Annotated in this window: 16 protein-coding genes; 3 read left to right on the top strand and 13 right to left on the bottom strand. The window is 37.5% G+C overall.

What is annotated here, in order from left to right:
- Nucleotides 1-44: 44 nt before the first annotated feature.
- A complete protein-coding gene (locus IFO69_RS10705) occupies nt 45-209 on the bottom strand; it encodes a hypothetical protein (protein WP_192010099.1) in 165 nt (54 codons plus the stop codon).
- Nucleotides 210-520: 311 nt separating this feature from the next.
- On the opposite strand from IFO69_RS10705, the gene IFO69_RS10700 reads away from it, so the two are divergent.
- The gene (locus tag IFO69_RS10700) at nt 521-4,546 is read left to right on the top strand and encodes an NACHT and WD40 repeat domain-containing protein (protein WP_192010098.1); all 4,026 of its coding nucleotides are present in this window, start codon (nt 521-523) and stop codon (nt 4,544-4,546) included.
- 61 nt (nt 4,547-4,607) lie between these two features.
- On the opposite strand, the gene IFO69_RS10695 is transcribed toward IFO69_RS10700, so the two are convergent.
- Nucleotides 4,608-5,081 carry an outer membrane beta-barrel protein gene (locus IFO69_RS10695; RefSeq protein ID WP_192010097.1) on the bottom strand — a complete coding sequence of 158 codons (474 nt, stop codon included), beginning with the start codon at nt 5,079-5,081 and terminating at the stop codon, nt 4,608-4,610.
- A gap of 705 nt (nt 5,082-5,786) precedes the next feature.
- Here IFO69_RS10695 and IFO69_RS10690 point away from each other — a divergent pair.
- Nucleotides 5,787-6,470, top strand: coding sequence for a helix-turn-helix transcriptional regulator (locus IFO69_RS10690; RefSeq protein ID WP_192010096.1), 684 nt, complete (start codon nt 5,787-5,789; stop codon nt 6,468-6,470).
- A 169-nt stretch (nt 6,471-6,639) separates the two neighbouring features.
- Here IFO69_RS10690 and IFO69_RS21865 read toward each other — a convergent pair whose 3' ends face one another.
- From IFO69_RS21865 to IFO69_RS10640, 11 genes are all read right to left on the bottom strand, one after another.
- The gene (locus IFO69_RS21865) at nt 6,640-6,759 is read right to left on the bottom strand and encodes an InlB B-repeat-containing protein (protein WP_394354469.1); all 120 of its coding nucleotides are present in this window, start codon (nt 6,757-6,759) and stop codon (nt 6,640-6,642) included.
- Nucleotides 6,760-7,303: 544 nt separating this feature from the next.
- Entirely contained in the window at nt 7,304-8,398 is a 1,095-nt protein-coding gene (locus tag IFO69_RS10685) for a DUF6973 domain-containing protein (protein ID WP_192010095.1), read from the bottom strand.
- 294 nt (nt 8,399-8,692) lie between these two features.
- Nucleotides 8,693-9,997: an InlB B-repeat-containing protein gene (locus IFO69_RS10680; protein WP_192010094.1), complete on the bottom strand. Its 1,305-nt coding sequence runs from the start codon at nt 9,995-9,997 to the stop codon at nt 8,693-8,695.
- A gap of 74 nt (nt 9,998-10,071) precedes the next feature.
- Nucleotides 10,072-11,028 carry a hypothetical protein gene (locus tag IFO69_RS10675; RefSeq protein WP_192010093.1) on the bottom strand — a complete coding sequence of 319 codons (957 nt, stop codon included), beginning with the start codon at nt 11,026-11,028 and terminating at the stop codon, nt 10,072-10,074.
- Nucleotides 11,029-11,983: 955 nt separating this feature from the next.
- Nucleotides 11,984-12,148, bottom strand: coding sequence for a hypothetical protein (locus IFO69_RS10670; protein ID WP_192010092.1), 165 nt, complete (start codon nt 12,146-12,148; stop codon nt 11,984-11,986).
- 174 nt (nt 12,149-12,322) lie between these two features.
- On the bottom strand, nt 12,323-12,712 hold the full coding sequence (locus IFO69_RS10665) for a hypothetical protein (protein WP_192010091.1): 390 nt from the start codon (nt 12,710-12,712) through the stop codon (nt 12,323-12,325).
- A gap of 36 nt (nt 12,713-12,748) precedes the next feature.
- On the bottom strand, nt 12,749-12,955 hold the full coding sequence (locus IFO69_RS10660) for a hypothetical protein (protein ID WP_192010090.1): 207 nt from the start codon (nt 12,953-12,955) through the stop codon (nt 12,749-12,751).
- A gap of 815 nt (nt 12,956-13,770) precedes the next feature.
- A complete protein-coding gene (locus IFO69_RS10655; protein WP_192010089.1) occupies nt 13,771-15,273 on the bottom strand; it encodes a TlpA family protein disulfide reductase in 1,503 nt (500 codons plus the stop codon).
- A 215-nt stretch (nt 15,274-15,488) separates the two neighbouring features.
- A complete protein-coding gene (locus IFO69_RS10650; RefSeq protein WP_192010088.1) occupies nt 15,489-15,917 on the bottom strand; it encodes a DUF1330 domain-containing protein in 429 nt (142 codons plus the stop codon).
- 2,144 nt (nt 15,918-18,061) lie between these two features.
- Nucleotides 18,062-19,171 (bottom strand): acyltransferase family protein, encoded by a 1,110-nt coding sequence (locus IFO69_RS10645; RefSeq protein WP_192010087.1) that lies wholly within the window; start codon nt 19,169-19,171, stop codon nt 18,062-18,064.
- Between the two features lie 24 nt (nt 19,172-19,195).
- On the bottom strand, nt 19,196-19,765 hold the full coding sequence (locus IFO69_RS10640; protein ID WP_192010086.1) for an ankyrin repeat domain-containing protein: 570 nt from the start codon (nt 19,763-19,765) through the stop codon (nt 19,196-19,198).
- Nucleotides 19,766-19,973: 208 nt separating this feature from the next.
- Here IFO69_RS10640 and IFO69_RS10635 point away from each other — a divergent pair, with 208 nt between their 5' ends.
- Nucleotides 19,974-22,592, top strand: coding sequence for a helix-turn-helix domain-containing protein (locus IFO69_RS10635; RefSeq protein WP_192010085.1), 2,619 nt, complete (start codon nt 19,974-19,976; stop codon nt 22,590-22,592).
- The last annotated feature ends 148 nt before the right edge of the window (nt 22,593-22,740 follow it).

Below are 22,740 nucleotides of genomic sequence, written 5' to 3'. Positions count from 1 at the left end.
ATAAAGTTAAGAAAAGACCTTGAAAATCAAGGTCTTTTCACCAATCAACCTTTGTCAACAGGTTTTTCATCACCTTCACCGCTATCTAACATTTTTTCCATCTTTGCGGGTCTTTCATCTTTTTCATCGTAGCCAAAAATTTTGCCACATGAACTTAAGCATATCATAATCACAATGATGATGATAACTGAATTAAACATTTTCCCCATGTCTATTAAATTTTTAGTTTTTAAAATTATGGGGGAGGTGGCCGAAGTGAAGAGTCCTAAATGTCCCCACATTTAATGGCTTCCTTCGGCATTCAGCTGATCCAGTACAATCCGTTTTATCCCAACATGCATGCATTCATGTTGGACGGAACAAAGCCTTTTGCTTTATTTTATAGATTCTATTTTTTATATTGAATAATGAAATTCATACTTTGTTTTTTGCAATATGAAATTCATTATGATTCAAATTTATGTAGGTAAAAATGTCGGTGCTTGTCGGCCGCTGTCGGCCGACAGTTTTTTGATAGACTATGGGAAAAAATCACGAAGTAGATTTTCTAGTATTCGAAAAATTCATCGAAACTATTGTCGAAAAACACAAGACTGTTGATCCACGCCAAAAAATTGACTGTCATATTAACTACAAGCAATCTCACTGGGATAGGTTAGAAGAAAAGCTTAATGAACAATTCCCAAAAGATGAAGGATATGATGTACCTAGAGCAAATACAATTAAGAATTATTTCTACATTGTCCGACCCGGAAATAAAAACTTCGGTATTGTCAAGTACCTAGCAAAATTTGTAGATACACTTAGCAATTTTATAGAATGCAGGTCGTATCAAGAGTTTTATGACAAAACAGCTGCTGAATTAAACTTTCTGGATACCCCTGAAAAACTACAAAGCGGAAATTCTCAAAAAAAAGTAGAAGAGGCTTTAAGCACATCACAATCTCATCCCCTTGAAAGCAAAATAGAAGCAGCTATTGACAAACAGGCTATTTTACTGGGACAATTAAGGGAAAATTCAAATTCTTACAGAAACTCACTTTTAAGTAATAGAGGGCGCTTCCAACATGTAAGAATTGAAGAGATTCTTCTTGCGGATGCCAGCATTACATCCAACCTCCCAACCGAGGTCAAGAATAGGGATAAACAATTAGATCTTTTTACCGCTATCAAATCCTTAGGAAAAAAAGACATCCCTCATGCCATTATACTTGGGTCAGGTGGCATGGGAAAGACGATGTCGCTTTTGTATCTTTGGGAAAGGCTTTTGAAAGAGAAAAATCAACCTATACCTCTCTTTATTGCGCTCAACGAATACAACAACGCTCCAAAAAAGGAAAGAAAAAATTTTATCCTCCAGTATATAGCCCACCACTATTTAGTTGAAAGCTCTCCCACTAAAAAGACAGAAAACCTGATCTGGAATTTGCTCAAAAAGAAACCGGAAAAGGAACAACTTGGCATCGTTTTACTATTGGATGGCTTCAATGAGGTCACAACTGACCTAGACGAATTAATTTGGGAACTATCCAAGCTATCAACCGAGGCTCTTAACGTTCAAATGGTCGTCACTTCCCGCTATGTGGAGATTCAAAACTATACTTGGGCGCGCAACTCCGAAGTCATGGAATTAGTCCATTTAGAAAAAAACACGATTTCAGATTACCTGTCCGAACACGGAGTTTCTACACCAACCGAGGATTCTAAGCTATTCGAGTTGTTAGGTAATCCCATGATGCTGACCCTATATGTTGGAACAGAACAAATTTCAAGAGAATATAGCGACCATAGTCTCTTTTCTTTTTTCAAAGTGCAGACAGAGGCAGAATTGCTTTGGAACTTTAATGAATCTCTTTTAGCCAAATCGTTTAAAGAATTCGAAAGCAAACGGAAAGAATATTTCTTCGCTGCATTTTTGATTCGATATGTGGTGTCATATATCGCATGGAAGATGGAGAAAGAAGGTGTCTTCTTTATCTCTAGTACCTCTGCAAAAAATTCAAAATTCAATTTCAACACAGTAATTAGGGAAGCCTGCGAAAAACTAAATCGAAGAAGCATTCTAGAAAAATACTCAGACGTCCCAAAGGTAGTTAACCTATTTTCCGAACAAACAACGAATGTATTAAGTGACATCCAACGCTCCAAGGAAATCAAGAATTACTTAACACACCACCTGAATATCTTGGTTCAGGAAGGAACTGACCTGCGCTTTCTGCACCAAAACTTTCGGGATTTCTACGCTGCATGCCATTTGCGAAACTGCATTACATTTTCTCTATCCGAGCAAAAAAGACCAATGGAATGGGAGGAAAGAACATTTCCTATCTATCTAAGAAAGATGTTGGGGGAAATGGAGGGAGAATACCTCTTTGATGCTCAGGAATTATTGCAGGGACAAGAGCCTCCCTCCCGGATCAAAGAAAATTTAATAACACATCTCTTAGATTCCTGTAGAGGTCAGAATATGACAAATAACTATACAGTTTGGAATCTAGTCAGCATTCTACACGAAGTAAGAGCAACATTAGCTGGATCAGATTTGCGGCAACTGGATTTAGCGTGCATTGCCTTAAATAATATCCCGCTCACTGCTTACCGAGGAAAAAAATATCTGACTGTAAGAATTGAAGAAGCAAAAGTAAATGGAAAGCAGTTTATTTGTCAAAGCCACACCAGTTTCGTTAACTCTATTGAGTATAGACTACCCGATGGGCAAAGGATTCTTTCAGCATCAAAAGATGGAACTATAAAGGAATGGTTGGTGTCAACGGGGCTATGCTTGAATACTTTTTCTGGTCACAAAGCGGGAGTTGTGTCAGCTGTTTACAGTCCGGATAATCACCGTATACTATCTTCTTCGTGGGATAGAACTGTAAAAGAATGGTCAACTACAGGGATTTGCCTTTATACTATTAATAAACATACTAGAGGTGTATTAAGTGCTATCTATAACTCAACAGGTGAGCGTTTTATAACTGGATCAAGAGATGGTGCTTTTGAATGGAAATCAATTCTTGGGCAAAAAATAAGAACAATCAAAAAGTCTTTTGGACAGTCCTATTTTGCTGCATACAGTCCCTATGATGATAGAATACTTATCAATTCAGGCGGAGTGAAAATTGATGAATGGTCTGAAAAGGATAAAACATGGCTTTCTCCGTTTAAATTCCATCGTGACGGAATCAATTTCATTAATTACAGCCCAGATGGACAAACAGTTCTCTCAGCATCTCAAGATGGAACTATAAAAACATGGTCTGTAGCAACCAGACAATGCCTCAATACTTCGGAAAAACATTTTAGCGGAGTTCTCTATGCGTCATACAGTCCAGACGGTCAATATATAATATCCACTTATTATAACGGTACAATTAAAGAATGGTCTGCGTCAACACTTTCATGTTTAAAAACGCTTGAAATTACTAGATCAAACGAAAGGATTATTCGAGCAATATATAGTCCTGATGGACTAAAGATACTTGTTTTATCTGGGGATGGAATCATAAGGGAATGGTTGAGATCCACTTGGGAATGTATATCAACAATACAACCTTTAATTGAAAATGAAATTAAGTTTGCAGAGTATAGTCCATTTGGTAGACAAATGTTATTAATATCTAAAAATGGCACAGCTAAAGAATTCTCCACATTTAAGGGTCAATGTCTAAAAATATTTCAACTCACTCATAGCAACATTCAAAATGCTATTTATAGCCCAAATGGAGATCGCATACTTACACTTGGCCAAGATGGGACTATTTGCGAGTGGTCGGTCACTAGAGGGAATTTGTTAAGAACGCTCAAATTTGGAGAAGAGCGTATGCTTTCAATCGCATATAGTCGAGATGGAAAAAAAATTATTTCTTTGACAAGTAATAATAGTATAAGTAGTGCTTTCTCATATCATAAGGAACTATTCTCACACTCTAATAGTATAGCTTTCGAATGGCATGAGGGATTCTCATCTCCCTTCAGGAAGATTGTTTTTAAGGGTTCTAATGTTAAACACATTATATATTTAAATAACGATACACATTTTTTAACTGTCTCTTTTAATGGCACTGTTGAAATAAGATCTTTGGATGGTGTCACTCTAAGCAATTTATCTACATTAGAAGGGTTTGATAGTAGCTCTTCTATTAAATTTAGTATGGCAGGTAAGAAAGTCATTGCTACTGACTCCAAGGGACTAATGATCAAAGGATGGTCTGTTTCCACCGGAAAGCTACTATTCTCAGAAAGCACCGACACCGTAAATAATTATATTTTTACTAATAGTCCTAACAAACAATGTATTATTTTTAGAACTAAAGACAACACCATTATTGAACGATCTTTAGTCGGTGAACCAGACAGGAGATACCTTGATGATTTCGGGCTTATTGTACAGGGCGTCAACTTCCGAAATCTTCACCCTGACTCAATTTTCACCGACGAAGAAAAAAAACGCTTGCGCCATTATGGGGCGATCTTTGACGATCAGGATGAGCTGGACTGGAACAAGGCAGTGGAGGATGCCTATGGGGATATGGAGGAGGAGTAATAAATATATCTAGTTAAACTTATAGGAATGGCCAGTTTTAAACTTGCCATTCCTATTTAATTTACTGAAGCAAATACACCAGACCTGCCTTGACAACAACTTGCCCATCTCCTAGGGTTTGGTATTTTACTTCAGGATTAATACCAAAATTGTCAGTAAACTTTACTACTGTTCCAACCCCGATATTTGCACCAGAATTACTTGCGGCGGCCTTTATACCCATATACTTAGATGATACCCAAAGGGTTGTAAACCCAGCCATACCATAGAACTGAAGTTGTTGATGGCTTAAATAATACCTTACATCGAGATTCAGGTTACTTGCATTTACATCTTCCTCTGGAAAATACACCGTGAAATTGGGAGCAACAGAGATATTGTCCAAAAACAAATACTCTGCTCCAAAATTCACACCAAATCGCTCAATCTCGAAACCATAGTCACCTCCCACTTGCAAGCGCAATTCGCCAGTGCTCTGACCCTTTGCGCTTAAAGTAACTATCACAAAAGTCATTAAAAAGAATAGTTTTTTCATGGTTTAATAAATTTTAGGTTATAAATAATTAAGTACTCTATCTTAGAACATTATTAATCCCTAAGAAAAATCAACTTGCTACATGGCTTATTGCTCTTTGAACCGTAGCCCAACTGAACGCATCACCTTAGCTGCCAACAAATTGAATCCGGAACTTTAACCATTAATGCATAACCATATTGGTATCTATCTTCATCTGATATCACTCGATCATACTATAAAACAGTTCGCTCTGAGATTAATATTTATAACTCCAATTTATCTATCACCAAATTGACTTAGATCACCATAATTGGTGGCTGAGATACTTTTAAAGTATTTTATTGCCGTATGTAATTAAACGTGTACTTAACAAAAGACCTCTCCTATGCTCTACATCAGTTTTCAAACATACTATTCTCGAACTCTATTAATGCTTTCATTTTTTTGGGAGCTATTTTCAATCTGATTAAAAAATTATCATTATAAAAAAGCTTCTTTAGTTGATCTAGACTCAGAATTCACCCCAAAGAGATCATCATACACGATTATTCCTTCCCTCCTACATATTCCCTTTTCACGAACTTTTTCCGACTCCTCACGAACTTAGATTTGAAAAGTATTGGGGCTTTGCTTAATTCAAACTAAAACAGGTCCACACATTTACTTAATCCAAATTGATTAACCAGTAAGTGTATTCTGTTGAAACAAAAACATCAAATGGTAATGAATAACTCAGCCTCCATAAATAAAGACCAAACCCAAGGGAAGCTTGCTGCTTTTGAGATGGTTGCAAAATGGTTGCCGGGGATCAAAATTATCCAACAGATAGACCCTAATCAAAACCTGTTTATTTGTGAAAAAGGGATCCAACATTATGGCTTATCCCCTGCTTTTTTTAAGCACTTACCCACCCGTGAATTTGAGAAAATTATTTTTTCACCACATCACCAGGATACTTGCTTTTTAGGCACAAGAGAGGGGCAGTCTCTTAATGAAAGAGAAACAAAATTGTACCTACAACGAAAAGTATTTGACCATAAAACAACCATGGAATTGGTCCTGGTGAAGAAGATCTTTTCAGAAAACACTGATGCACCATTACTTCAACTCATCCAGATTATTCCCATTAAGTTCCAGTCATGGGCAATGGCCAAAATGGAACGGGTTATTCAAGAGATGAATTTTAAAAAGGCCAATTACAAAAAGTTCAATCTTTTGACAGAGAGAAACAAGGAAGTATTGGCTCATATGGTGAGCTGCTGTAAAGCAGAAGAAATTAGTGAAATGCTGGGTATATCCGTCAATACCGTGAACACTCATAAGAAAAAGATAAAGGATTTACTGGTATTGGAAGAAAGTCATGAAGTGCTCTGGTATGGACTTGCATTTGATTTATTGTCATATTAACTTTTATAATAGTTACCACCAGCAAATACTCCCCATTCCCTTGTCCACACAAATAGACTCTTTGATTACTATTCCGTCACTGCGCCCTCACATTTGCAGGTGATTCCATTTTCATCTCAGTAAAATACTCTTTTCTCTTTAAACCTCGCCGTTATGTTTTTCTCCCCATCTACCCATTACCACTTAGATCCCCATCCCATGAATCAAATTCCCATCCTTCACTAGGTTCTGACGTAGTCACCACATTGGTTCCATGGGTATATTCCCTTCCTCCTAGATTGTCTGCTATGACTTCATTTACCGTTCATTCTCCTTCAATCGTGATACTCAAAGGATAATCTCTTTTAACAAAGCTCGCCGTGACTACTTTATCCTCATTCAAAATTAGGTCCTGGCTTAAAGAATTCCCTTTTGCTCCCCCATCCCAATTTTCAAAAACCCAATTGGGATGGGGAGCGCTGAAAGATTTACCCTTTGTCCATCTGAATAATATTCTAAGTCGGGAGAAATAATAACAATTCCACATTCATGAGTAGACACTTTGATAGTAAGGAAATAACTTACTTTAGGCTTTTCTTCTCCTAAACCACAAGATGCAAGTAAAACGGAAATTATAAGAAGATAAACTAATGAAACATTTTTCAGGATATTCAAAATATACAGGTGAAAGGACTCATCTTTAGTTTTGTCCTACGAAACTATATTCTCCATTTACAATTTTGGGATCAACCAAAAGTTGAATACCATTCTCTCTATACAACATATATAAGGAAAAATTCTAGATCAAAGTCCTTTTTAAAATGTCAGTAGTTCATTGTTATGAAGCCCTACGATTAATTTTCATTTGACAACAATACAGTTCCACCGCGATAGCAATTTGATGATGTCCACCTTCCTTCTAATGACTTCTCATTTCCAGTCAAATTCATTCTCATACCAGTACAAGCGTACAATCCCCTAGGATTTTCGAAAACCAGAGGATTCGATACTTCTAATTGCATTAAACCATCCACCATGGTACCTGAAAATCTTCTATCTTGTCTTTCTGCCCCGCGAATAATTGTGAAGTTTCCTCTTATAGTATTTCCGCATTCATAAATATCAAACTCAATATCCCAAGGCCCTCCAGAATCAGGGTTTGACAAAGAGCCTTTCATCTTGATATCAAATATTTTTTTACCTTCTATATACACTAAACCCTGATAGGTTTCAGGGATAGTTTGCCCTATACCAACAAACAAAAAATCATACTGTAGCAGAATTGTCAATAGTTCATCGGCAGTTGCAGTCGGGTATTGTAGTGCGAGCTCTCTACCTATTTTATTGTTATGTAAATCCATCAACTTAGCATCTTCAGAATCAGAATTACTTTCATGGGCATTGGTCAGTTCTTCAATAAAGGTCATATCAGAAATCTTTTGTGTCATTAATGCATTCCAATATGCATGCCTTATGGCGTCCACTTTTGTATCTTTTAAGCTGAGGTTCGGGTCACAAGAAAAGCTGCTTCCTGAATCATCAAAAGATGGTTTTAAAGTGAGAAAAGCCAAAAAACTTTTATATGGATTAGTTAATACCAACTTCCACTCTTCCTCAGTCAGTTTGTCTGACAAAGATTCATATAAAAGCCTGTCATTATTTGTGCTTGCCTTATTTGACAATTTCTTTATTTCTTCAAAAAGAGCTATACTAAGTTGATCACTTTCTTCTTCTAAAAGATTAGGAGATGTATTAGAAATGTTCTCGTAAGCCTCAATAACTAAATCATAGGTCGGGATGGGAACACTTTTAAAATCCTCTCCACTGATAGGGCCAACAGGATCTTCGTTTGAAATTGGTTTGGGAGATGGATCATCAGAACTACAGGAGAATGATAGAATAAAAACCACCATAATAATTATTGATAATAGTTTGTCCTTAGTATTCATGACTTAAAAGCTTTAATGATATAAGACATTTTTTTGTATTACGCATATATGTAATTTTACCAGCAAAGGATAAACGCGAATAAAAAAATCCTTTTGATTAAAGTATCAACTGCTGCGATCTTCAGTTCTACCTGGCAGTTAGACAGGCTTTCTACCACCTGAGCAAAGGATTTATGGTTATTTGCTTCATATCATATAATCAGATTTTATGTGATTTTGATATACATTTAGTAAGGAATAGCATAACAATATTCTTTTTACAAAACTTGATGGAAATTGGCGCTATAACTTAACTTAATTCCCTTGATCACATTCATACTTCAGTATTGTCACTTCTTCTTCTTCTTCTGAATATACATTTAAGATCTTTGTAGGAAACCCATGATCATTTACAGAGAGTACATCAAATACAGCATATTCTCTTTCTGGAAGATTTTCGTAATGATTGATATAAATAGTGCTTTTTATTAAATTCGCACTTGCTACAACAGGATATGTACCTTCCCCAAAATAGTCCCCGGCCAATAAAAAATGAAACCTTAAATCACCAAAGGAAAGCCAGATATTTTGGATGTCCGTATAAAAAGCTGAAATACGTTCATAAGCGGTCTGACCGTTGGAGGGATCATTCAAAACCGATCTGATAAGATTGTAGTTATCATCAAATTCATGAACGTAATTCCCTATGAAGTAGCCAAATTGCTTCTGTACAATCCTAACTGTTCTGTCACCCACATAGGTGATATCCGTTGTGTCTTTATACCCAGAAGCATTATGCTCCAAAAATACCCTCTCTAACCTGCCCTCGGAATTGTAGCCCATAGTCATTGTATTAAAATATTCCTGTATGATATGTATTAATCCATCAGCTCTATATTCAACTGTCAATGTATCCACTCCAACTCCGCCATCAATTTCAATCCACCGTTTAATCATTCCATTATCGTAGTACTCAAATACAGTTTTAGAGTCTGACCCTTCATTATATGCCTCTATTAATCTACAGGAAGGGACGACATAAGGCTGCCCAAATATATTTTTGGCAGGAATGGCAGGCATGAAATTCACCTCTTTAAACCTCACCGTAACATTTTTCTCCCCATCTACTGTAATCTGTTGAGGAACCTCATTACCACTTAGGTCACCATCCCATGAATCAAATTCCCATCCCTCACTAGGTTCTGGCGTAAGTTCCACGGTCGTTCCATGGGGATATCCCCTTCCTCCTGGATTGTGTACTATGACTTCATTTACCGTTCCTTCTCCTACAATATTGATAGTCAGAGGATAATCCTTTTTGATAAATACAGCGGTAATATTCTTGTCAGAATTCATTATGATGGACAAAGGAGAAGAACTGTCGTCAACATCTCCTTCCCATTTTTCAAAAATCCAGTTTTCATTAGGTACAGCTGATAATGATACACTTTGGCCTTCAACATAACTTAACCTGTCTGGAGAAACGTTTACCTCACCTGCTTCTTTTGGAGATGCCATAACAGAAAGAGTATAACTTTCCTGAGGTTCTTCATCTTCATTCTTACAAGAGCCTAATGTAAAAAGAATTAGAAGTAAAAATATACGATATGAAGTTTCCATAATACAGGTTTTAAATTATTTAGGGAATAATTTTCCTACAAATGATTAACAAAATAGCTGAGCGAAATTAATTGTCATTCGATTTCACTAACCAGACTTATTAATCCCGTTTCAAACGCCACCAGCTTTACCTTATCCTTGAATTTTTCATGGACCCAATCGGCCAAATCATCCGTACTTCCTATATGCACTACTGTAATCGATGATGAATCCTCATTGAATTTTTTATCCAAAGATTTTATGTTAGGATTACTGGACAAAGTATCTACCATCACATTAAAAGAGGAGAAATCCATATTTGAAATGGTAATGACAGTGGTAAGTGTTTCTACACTCTGTGAGACAGCCCCTGAATTGACTAAATTTCCTGAAACTAAATGAACACCAATTGGGATATCCTTTTGGGTCACATTTTTACATGGCTTATCCTTTTTCTTTAGTATACCTATTGACTTACCAAGATCGGCCAATTCCTTTCCTATTTCACCTGCTTCACCAGCCATTTTAGCGGCATCACCCACCGTACTACTTGTCCCAGCAATTGAATTCATATTGGCGGAATTAGCTACGCGACTGATATCCTTTGCATTGGTGTTTATCTTATTGAAATTGGCCATGGCATCAGAAGATTTTACTTTTGCCTCTTCACTAGGCAATATGACTCCCTGACTGGCCGCTTCAGTAGGATCAATATTATATATACCCACAGCAAGTAAATCCAAAGCTTCACAAGCATCATTTGCCTTTGCTACTTGACCCTCTATTTCATTTAAAAAGATATACTGCTTTTCCAAAGCAGGGGTAAAAGTCATTCCTTTGAGTTCTTGGATCGTAATCAAAATATTTTTGACTATTCCTTCTTTATTTTCACCAGAAAAATAAATTCGCTGCAAATAATCCACCTTGGCCTCATCCGATTGAACTTGCTGTCCATTGATTGGATAAGAAAGTAAAAGCAAAACAAAGATGAGGGCCGTCATAGAGCACTTCCCTAAAAGAGATTTGTCGAAGTAAATTTCATTAAAGTTCATTTTATCAAACATTTTTTGAAAGGATATATAGAATAATCAATGCCCTGTATGTTGGCACATCTGGTCATCAGAGTGTCTTTCACTTTGGACCAACCGATGCTCTGCAATCGCTGGTTGATTGCAGATTATAAAAGAACTATGGATTATTGTCTAGCTGAAAGCTTATCAGCTTTCACTGACTAAGAAATTAGATAAAGTCCCTTTGGTTCTTTTCACCTTACTTAAAGCGGTTTGCTAATTCCTTTAGAACAAAAATATCTCGCATACAGCATTCTGGGGTCACCAAAATTGGTGACCCCAGGAATAATCTTCATATTTTATTGAATAAAAAGCAATATTGTTATCTCAATAATAAAACATAAGACTAGAGATTTTTAACAGGTCTAAAATTTCGAAACAATTGTTTTAGCTAAATGTGGCTAAAAATATAGGACTGTACTTAAAAAATATTAATCCATACAGAAAAGGCTCTCTTCAAATGAGATGTAGCGGTTAATATTCAACAATCTCGTGGATATTTAATTCACTTCACATTCGAATAATACCGGACCAAATGGTCAAAAACAAATTCAAGAAAAGATTAATCCAGACAGCAAAGAATAGGAATATTTTGATGCACCAAATACATCATATAGCAAAACTGATATATGATGACTCTCATAGATTTATTTGCTATTTTGGAACATCGAGCCACATATGAGAAACTATAGTGACTCGTCTCCCAACTTACCCAAAGCCATCAACTTCTCTAACATTTCCATTTCTTCCAAAAAAGAGTTCGATCCATGTGATGCCAGCTCCACCTGACGGTTCCATTAAAACTAACTTTCCTCCCAAAAATATTTCTCCAAATGATCATAAAATTGGTTTGAGAAAATTTTATTTATAACCTCTTACGATTGGAAATAGTAATTGGCCTATGTATTTGCACACAAAATGGTGTCAAAAAATATTTTTAAATTTTCTTGAATCCCCTGTCCATGAGACGGCCATTTTGGTGATACCTTACTCCTTTTAACTTAGATGCTTCTGGTTTGGAAGTAATCCACTCGGTGATTTCGTCTTTGATAAAGTAGAGTTTTCCGGCTTTCTTGTAGTAAGGAATAAGTCCTTTGGACACATAACTATAGTTGCAATAATATGGATTTTTGATACGTCCCTCTTTTAGTCGAATTGCTAGTTTTCAGGCCTGCCTCTACTCTTTTTTCCTTCCTAAACACTAAATTATGATGATAAAGGGACATCCTTCATCCTGTCAGGGGTAAACCAGGTATTACATGGTAGGAGCCCTACCTTATCGTGTCCCTTCTACTTGTCCTCGGATTTCAGTAAAATTATTAATTGTTTCCACCCTTTCCATTTGCTCTAGGCTATTGTTTACAAAAATAAATCTTGTGGTAACTAAAAAGTCTTTAATTTTCTCAGTGTAGTATAACTTTTCAACTTTTGTGGCCGATGTTTCTTGAAACAAACCTTTATTGGTTGGAGGCCCATATTGTTTTATGAAATCTTCTTTAGAAAGACCTAAATTATCAAATGTTGAAAATTTACTGTATTCCCTTGCATCAAATCCGTATTGAACTGGCGTACAGGAATAAAAACAGCTCAAAATAAAAATGAGAGTAATAAAACTTATAATGGATAAATTCATTGTTCCTCCAAAATTGACTTTTCTATTTTTCATTCAGTTTTTATTTTTGGTTTATCTATTTTTAATTTTTCAGAGTGTTTTTACAGCCTCTATTTTATATTCAAAACCCTTTCGGTAAGCTAGGTTATCGTAGACAAAACCGCCGTTGGTAAGTAACTTTTTATTTTGGTTATCACTCTCTGAAAACAATAAATCTTCCCGATAAAGATCTGATAAAAATAGATAACCGCCGAATTCAGTTTCCGTATAAATGGTCATTTCGACTAATTTCTGCACATTTTCTTTATCATCTTGCACACAACTTGAAAAAGTGGAAATTGATGAAAGGCATAGTAACAAGATTAATATCCTCATTTGGGTCATATGATTATTTAACTAAACAATACGGCCATCATTTCATAAGGTTGTATTATAATAAGCTCCTTTTGGATAGGGTGTAATGAATATTGGCATGTATATTTTAGGTACTGAAGGTCTATACTTTTTTTATTGGATATATTGCATTTTAGAGCAAGTGCGAAGATTATCCCCCATTGTACATATAATCGCTTGGCATAATGGTTCTTCTTTTATTAGTATATTAAAAAATTAAACACCCCATATTGGAGGGGCTGAGCGTAAACAAATCAGTTAGGAGCTCCGATAGCTTTAGGAATTAGCGGCTAGCCAACTTACAGGCACCCTCGTTAAACAGGTGGTGCTTCCAATGACACAAATACACCAAACCATCCCAAGTCCTTACCCTTTTCCCTCTATAATACTCATCAAATAAATTTGGGACGTTTCCACTAAGTCTTATCTATCCTATATCCACAGATTATAAGTTGTTCTGTATATCGAAAAATACAATTTCCCGGGAAAAATAGGAGGAAGAATTTTTCACCTAGTCAGTCCACTGTGGAAAATCTCCTAATTTCGAAGCTTTCGGGAATATTCAAATACCAAATAACCTTTAACAAAGCCATTTACGGATTACTACTATCATATTTGTTAACTTTGAATAGTAAGGAGTAAAAACTGATGCTTTCTTATTATGCCAAGCACTTCATCAACGGCATCTAGATACAATCTATAATCCAGTCTCCCAATGACTACCAGACATAACTTTGGTTGATTTCCCTTTCCAGTTGATCAGTTTTTGACGGATAACTAGCATGAGGGTTTACTACTTTTCCGATTTCATCAATTAGTAAATACCTTGGGTAGGTGAAGGATCCCTGATTACCGAATTTTTCAAAGATATTGGATACAAGTTTTTCATTAGCCAGAATATGATATCCTTCTAATTCATAAAAGTTAATCATCTCATTCCATATTTTCTCTCTACTGTTATTTCCTTCACATATATAAAGAGTCTTAATTTCCTTTGATTCGAGCAACTCAGCATATTTGTCCTTATGTTCAAATTCTTTTTTGCAAGGTCCACACCAAGTGCCCCAGATATCCACGAATACTTTTTTACCACGAAATTTTTCTATCAGCTCATCAAACGTATCGATTTGCTCTTGATTATCAACTATTTGTATTTTATCGTTTCTTGATCCTTTTTCTATTTTATTATGGAAATCGATTATTGGTATTACTGCATCAGCTATATATTCGTTATATGGATTTTCGGGATATGCTTTTTTGAAGTTATCGTATATTTTAATTATTTCTTTAGAATTATCTTTTGTCTGCCAACTTTCCAAAAAAATAAACGAGGCTAAATAATACTCAAGGGATTCTCCGCTAAGGTATTTTTTGACTTCATCAATGTTAAACCGCAATCTTTTGGCTGTTTCATACATTTCCGTCATCTCATCATCCCCCGGCATTTTGGATGAAAAGTAGTTGTACCAGATGGTATTATAAACCAAAGCATAAAACCAAGGGGACCTCACATTGTCTGTTTGGTTCAATTTTGTTACATCAATTTTTTTATCCCAGTACTTTTTGAATTCATCAATTTTTTTGGGGTTTCCATTGTCAAGGTATTTCCGCAAAAGAATTGAAGCCGCTCCAGTCTCTAGCGCATCAAAATATACATTCCTATCGTGTACAGCTAAGGCATGGTATTGTTTTGAAATACTTCCTTGCTCCAATAATTCGTTGAATTTTGAAATCTCTTTCTCTTTATATGAACTTATTTTGGATGACACCTCTGAAGGTATTGAATCCCTGTATAATTGATTCAATGCAATCATATAAAAGTCTGGTGTTGGCAAAGTGTTATAATAATTCTGGGCCAAACTGTCCTGTGATGTAACTATGAACTTTTTACTCTTAGCATTCAAGTCAAATTTTACATTATAAGATTTTCCAGGCTCTGTTAGCAAAAGACCATTTGCTTTTCCAACAAGGTACAATGTTACAAATGAAGGTTTTCCACTTTCCAATTCTATTCTAAATTCACCGGTTGAATCTGGTTGAATACTTTTTTTATTCCCATAATACCATTTTCCGTTAATTGGGGTGGTGAATTCAATTTTCTCGGGAATTTCGCCTTCTATTTTTCCATTTATAATTATGCTATGATTTTCTTGGTCAGAACAGCTAATAAATCCAAATGTCAGCAATAACAGTATTATTATTTCTAGTCTTACTTTTATCATTAGTTACTAGTAGTGTTTTGGACATAAAGCATACCCTGCAGGTTCTTTTGCTATATATCTTGTGTGAGCCTTAAATGTTGAATACTTAATTATTTAATATAGGTCAAAAAGTTGATCGTTACAACAATTGAATGTCCACTCCGGACAGATAGGGAAAATGGCAAAACACTATCCTGCCAGTTTTCTACTAGCCATGCTTGAACTTTGCTCGGAAGTTAGGTGTAGCTTTTTATTTCACTCGTTGGTAACAATCTAGAATCTTCCAACGCTGCTGTTCTGTGCCCCGCTTTTTTTAAATAGTCTGGGTTTTGGGCAAATTCCATAAACTTCAAAACAGACTCGTGTTCTACCAACAAAACCGCATCCCATTTTTCCGAATCGGGTCCAATCAGAAAGTTTTGGCTCTTTCCAAAATAAATAATTCGGCTTCCTGCTTTCTCTAATTCGGGTAGAGTGCTGTCCATATACAATTGATAGGCTTCTTCTCCACTGATATTTTTAGTAGGTTTTAATTCTTCCAAATTTTTATAGTCAGCCGTTGCTTTAAACTTCAGTAAGTTCAACATCACTACCTTTCCTTTGTCGTGGAAGTTTTGATAAAATTCTTTTCCTGCTTCAGGACTTGCATCAATGTGTTTGCTCATATTTTCTTCAATTTCGGCTTATAATTCAAATTCTGACTAACGTCTTGAAAAATACAATTAATTACCTTTTAAAATTACAATTCCATAAAACTATTTCTAAGCACCAATAAGCTTTCAATCGTTAGCCCCGAAAGTAAATGTTTTTAATATATGGGGGATTGTATATAACGAAATGTATGGTTTTTGGCATCTGTTATAAAAATGACACCAAGAAAAACCATTCCCTCTCTCCTTTTACTTTATTTAATAATTATTTACGGTTGCCCCCTTTTAGCCTCCCTCCCTAATTGAGATTGCATCTACACCTTTTTATACTTTGTTAATACATAACATCAAAATATATAACAAAAATACGCATAGTGACACCGAAAGTATTAACCTTAGTCTCCCTGTTGTCCCCGTTGTCCTGCTAACTGAGTTACGCCACGGCGCACAGGTGCAGGACCAACTAAAACTGAGTCTCCGACTCAGCTATTTTCAGCCATCTTCCAGCGCAATCCTCATCCCCAATAGACAATTCGCTTTGCTCCTTATTGAAACTCCGTTAGGCAGGCTTCTCCCAGCTACTGTACTGGACGCAATGAGACGGATTTGAGACACTTTCTGTTAAGCGAGTAGCCAGCTTGCAGGGCAGCCACTTCTCCTCCTCCAAAAACCGCCAAATTAAATTCGGACTTTCCTAAACGTCTCCTGTTTACTCCCCTAACAAGATAATAATTCGTTCGCCATAACGGGAATTACAAATTCCCAAGATACTAGGGTGAAGAGGCATTCTTCACCCAGTCAGGGTAGCCAAGCTGGGACTTTCTTCTCTATTAACCAGTCAGTGAAGCAACTCTTCTGTTTTGGTATTGTTCATTTTTGGCTTGATCCAAAAACGAAACAACCTAGCCTAAAGGTAGGCAGGAAAGATCAAGATGCAAATAACCTTCCGCCCACAGGCCCAAACGCTGGCCCGGATTTGCATCAGCCACCACGCCCTACTGCATAGCGCTCGTAATAGCATGATGATTTTATACTGCAAACCTTTCTTTCCAGCTCGGATAACTCACCTCTAGGTGAACAGGTATACTTCCCCTGTAAAAAATATATACTCCTTCCGAGAATAATATTAAGTAAGCGCGGGAGGCCGCCAGAAATGCGGGCCAGCGGAGGGCTTGCGGGCAGAAGCTTTATTTCTGGCTTGACTTTTTTGTTACTTTTTGTGTCTAAGACAAAAAGTAAGGAACTGTAATAGGTTGTTTCTTTCTATTTCCAAAGCTGGATCCTGTTACTATGGCAAACAATGGAGTAAATATAATAGGCTATGTCAATACCCTCCCTGGGTGCTGGTGCACTCTACACCTTAATATCTTTATCCTTCATCTAGCATCAATTAACTCAGAAGGGAATTTCAAATTCCCAGGATAACTTAGTAAAGAAACATTCTTCATCTAGCCGGGGCACAACGTATATACCCCCCTGTTGTCCTGTCAGCTGTGCTACGCCACGGCGCACAGGTGCAGGACCTCATAAACTTGAGTCTCCGACTCAGCTACTTTCATCCATCTTCCAACGTAAACCTCCTCTTCAATAGTAAATACGCTTTACTCCCTTACCGAACTCCGCACCCCGTTGTCCTGCTAACTGAGTTGCAGGACCACCTAAACCTGAGTCTCCGACTCAGCTATTTTCAGCCATCTTCCAGCGCAATCCTCATCCCCAATAGACAATTCGCTTTGCTCCTTACTGAAACTGCGTTAGGCAGGCTTCTTCCGGTTGACCAAGAGAAGCAATCTCATCTTCAACTGACAACACACTTTACCCTCTTACCGAACTCCTCTCCCAATTCCCCAATCCCCAGATTCGACAATTCAACAAATCCCCCATTAAACCAGGTTATGTTTTATATGAAGCTCGACCATTTGGGTACTTGTACGATCGTTCCACCCTCCCCCAAGAGGGTAGGTAATAATAAAATAAGGTATACTTACACGCCACTTACGTGGTTACTCCATTTTCTTTACCCGATGGTGAATTAGTTTGAGCAAAAGCATTAAGTGCGCAGAACAGCAATAGAATTATAGATAGATTTTTCATATTAGTAATTTTTAAAAACGGAGACTTTTGAAGTTTAATCGAAGCTTGAATGGTAATCTAAGAGCCTATTTTTTTCTTATGGACCCCACGGTTTCCACAGCATTTTTTGCGTCTTGAAATTTGTTAAAGGTCCATTTTAACCCGAACAAAGGCCTTAGAAAACCTATCCTCCTAATGATGAATTCATAAATCAAACAGCTCCCTATAGTCGTGAACACGGTGATAGATATGTATTTTAGCATTACCGGTATACCTAATGGAAGAATGATAACAGCCCCGGAATACAATACAAACATATGAATGATATACACCGGGTATGCTGCCTGGCTTAGATAGCTTAAAATGTTACTTGGCTTGTTCAGGTATTTGTAGCCGAATCCGAAAACCGAAAGGATCCAGCAATGAGATTCGAATGCCATGAAATAACCGGGTGACTTAAGTTCGAAAACCACCAACCGGATGCCATATAATGTCACCGCCATTCCCAGATAAAGCCACCTCCATTTCAAAACAGTCTGCCAGAAAGTCTTGCCAGCATACACAAAAAGAAATCCGAAAAAGAAAGCCAGGAATCCAAGGAAGAAACCATGCCAGGTCTGAGCATACATTTCAAAGACCTGTGGCCTTACAATCACAGTTTCGAGGATAAAAAAGACCGATACGGACAGAGGGCCGAGTGGGTTGCTCATGAAGGTCGATAAACCCTTCATAAACCTGCCACCCTCTATTTTCTTCAGGTAGTAAAAGAGTGGCAGAAGTATCAGCACATAGGCGAATATATTTCCCAGGAACCACAAATGCGCCGGATGTGCATAATAGCCTAAAGGCAGATTGTAGTATTCCTGAAAAACCGCAAAATGCAATGGAGCTATAGCTACTATGCCAAATACGAAGGGAATAAGAATTCGCTTAGAACGCTCTGTCAACAGTTGCACCCAGTTTCGTTTGCGTATGGCAAAATAAACACCCATACCTGAAACATAAAACAGGAAAGGAATCCGCCAGACATTCAGCATAGTCATGGGCTTCCAGAGGCCTTCCATCAATTCATCACTCCTGATAAATCCTACAAACATGGCCCATGGCTGGAAAATGATGGCGACATGGTAGATTAGCAGCAATCCTATCGCAATTACGCGCAGCCAGTCAATATCGTTTCTTCTTTCAGTTATCATCAGATTAGTTGTTTTGGCGATTTGTTACTGTAGCATCATCGCTATTACAGGACGGGTCTTTTCGAGCTGTTCCATATCCAGTTGCATGCCTAATGGTGCTAGCTGTTGCTGTATCATTTCATAGATGGGTTTGATCTCAGAAAATGGCCCCATAACGGTTTCCCTGGGAGTGGCTCCGAAATTATTTTTAAGTGTCCTATCAGCATTGACATCAACCAGTAACTGTACAATCTCAACCCGGCAAAAGAAGGCTGCAGCATGAAGCGGTGTGGTGCCCTCTTTATTTGAGATGGTTAAGTCTGCACCAGCTGCTATCAGTGCTTGAGCAATAGCTGTTTTTCCGAATGTAGCAGCTGAGATTAAAGGTGTTGACCCACTCATGGGTTCTATTTCATCGATGTTGGTGCCTGCCTTTATATGCTGTCTAACTATTTCCAGGTTTCCATTTAGTACTGCGGAGTGAATATTCATTTCAGGCTTTTCCATTCCTGATTTATTTTTCTCGTGGCCATTGTTATTACCGCAAGAGGATAATAATACCGCCAGCACTAGGCTCAAGAGTACTGCTAAGGAGCTGTTTTTTAACGTTTTCATAATCTTGTTTTTTTGTGATTAATTGATTTTTACAAAGATCAGGGAAGAATGAAAGTGAGACCTATGAGCTATGAAGCCAAATCCATAAAGTTTTCGGAAGTCATAAAAACTATGGAGCAGGGATATAAACTATGAAGCAAATAACCCAATTCTTCATCGTACTATGGAAAATCCTAATATTGTTGGATTGCTATAAATTTTATTATTTTTGAACTACCTAAAAGATATGTCAGACACTCCTTCCAACACCGAAAATTTTGTGGATCAGGCGGAATCCATCATCCTTGAGAACGTCTCCAATGAAGAATTCGGTGTCTCTGACCTGGCAGAAGCCATGCATACGAGTCGTTCTAACCTACTCAGAAAGATCAAGCAACAAACTAAGCTTTCAGCGAGTCAGTTCATTCGTCAGGTTCGGTTAGAAAAAAGTATGGAGATACTTGGACAGACTTCCCTGACTGTTTCGGAAGTCTCCTTCAACGTTGGCTTTGGAAGTACTTCCTACTTTATCAAATGCTTCAGAGAATATTATGGTTATCCGCCTGGTGAGGTAGGTAGAAGAGGAAAGCTTGATAAAAGTTCAGCAGCCACATCGGCCAGACATCGACAGTTAGTGGCGATTATGTTCACTGATATTGAGGGGTATACTGCCCTTATGCAAACGGATGAAAAGAAAGGTGTTGCCTATCGAGATCGGCATAGAAAAGTTTTTGATGCTACAACCAAAAAATATAACGGGCGCATTCTGCAGTATTATGGTGATGGCACATTAAGTACATTCTCAAGTGCTATCGATGCTGTGCGGTGTGGCATTGAAATGCAACTTGCTTTTAGGGAGGAGCCTACAATCCCCATTCGAATTGGAATACATTCAGGTGATATCATTGTATCAGATGAAGAGATCATCGGGGATGGAGTAAATGTTGCTTCCCGGATCGAATCACTTGCCAAGACTGGAAGTATTTATATCTCCGACAAGGTGTATGATGAAGTTAAAAATCAAGATGACCTTCTAGCGGTGTCCATGGGCATTCATAAACTGAAAAACGTTACCAAGCCCATAGAAGTGTATGCTGTTTCCAATGATCAACTTGGTGCTATTGAGCGCTCGGATGCTAGCGTCTCAAAGAGAAATCCGATTGTAAAATGGTCCTTAATAGTTACAACCGTACTCCTAATAGCGATCCTTGCCTACTCCTTTGAAATATTCAATGGAAAATTGGGATCAAATTCTGCTGTAATTTCAAATGATAAATCCATAGCCGTGTTGCCATTCAAAAATGAGAGCAGTGATTCATCGAACCAGTATTTTGTGAATGGGCTTATGGAGTCAACACTGAACAATCTTCAAAAAATCAAGGACCTGAGGGTAATCAGCAGATCTTCGGTGGAAAAATACAGAAACACAGATATGACCATTCCCGAAATAGCTGAAGAACTCCAGGTCAGTTATTTTGTGGAAGGCAGTGGTCAGAAGATCGGAGACCAAATACTACTCCACATCCAGCTGATTGAAGCCTCAACCGATCGGCATCTCTGGGCAGAGCAGTATAACCGGGAAGTTGTCGATGTTTTTGAATTGCAGAATGAAGTGGCTCGTAAAATAGTCAGCTCCATAGAAGTCATTGTAACCCCTTCGGAACTTGATCTTATAGAGAAAAAACCTACTGAAAACCTGCTGGCCTATGATTATTATCTTCGGGCACTTGGCCCGCTTCATTCAAGAACCCATGATGGGCTTCAACAAGCCATTGGGTTATTGAAAAAAGCGATAGAATTAGACCCTGAGTTCGCGCTGGCTTATGCCAACATCGCCATATCATACTATCTTCTTGAAATATCCCAATTGGAGAAACAGTACACCGAAAAGATTAATAGTTATGCAGATAAGGCCTTGCTTTATGATTCAAAATCTGCAGAGAGTCTCATCGCCAAGTCTTTTTATTACCTACAAACAAAGGAGTACAGTCTAGCCCTGCCGCACCTTGAAAAGGCCCTGGAGTATAACCCTAATTCATCTTTTGCAATTCAGATGCTTGCCGATTTCTATTTTAGAATCATTCCCAACTCGGGTAAATACCTGGAGTACGCCTTGAAAGGGGTGCAGCTTGATGTGGCAGCCAATGATGCTGTTACCCTGAGCTATCTCTACTTAAACCTTAGCAACGCCTTTATCCAGAATGGTTTTGTTGATGAGGCGATTACCTATATCAATAAATCCCTTGACCTCTTTCCGGAAAACCATTTTGCACCTTATGTAAAGGCATTGATCATGTATGCCAAGGAACCTAATATTGAACGGACCAAACAATCGTTAAAACAGCTATGGAAAAGGGATACCACACGATTAGACATCTTGCAGGAAGTGGCCAATTTCTACTTTTACGAGGAAGACTATGACAGTGCTTTTTATTTCTTCCATAAATTCGTATCTGCCAAAGAAGCAAATGGACTGGATATTTATCCTCAGGATGATTTAAGGATTGGTAAGGTCTATGAAAAGAAGGGCTTCAAAGAACAATCGAAGCATTATTATCAGGCTTATACCGAATATTGTGAAAATGACCAGTCTATCTACAAAAATGCAAGCCTGGCCATGAAATTTGCTAATGAGGGAAAAATAGACCTGGCCATAGAACATTTAAATAAGTTTGCCATGCAGGATAATTTTCAATACTGGATACTTGTATTTATGAAAATCGACCCACTGGTAACCCCTTTGAGAGATCATCCAGCATTTGATGAGGTCATGCAAAAGATCGAGGACCGGTTCTGGGAAAATCAGGCCAGACTAGAAAAGTCCCTAGAAGAAAAGGAACTGATTTAAATGAAAGGAAATGTTTATATATCGTACCCAAACTCCAGGACAGTAGGGTGAAGAAGTATTCTTTACCAAGTTGGATTTCCCCCCCTTGTCCTGCTAACTGAGTTACGCCACGGCGCACAGGTGCAGGGCCTCCTAAACTTGAGTCTCC

It is taken from the genome of Echinicola arenosa (genome assembly GCF_014841125.1).
Lineage (GTDB): Bacteria > Bacteroidota > Bacteroidia > Cytophagales > Cyclobacteriaceae > Echinicola > Echinicola arenosa.
The sequence above is the reverse complement of the archived record's forward strand: the minus strand, read 5'-3'. Positions and strand labels throughout refer to the sequence as shown.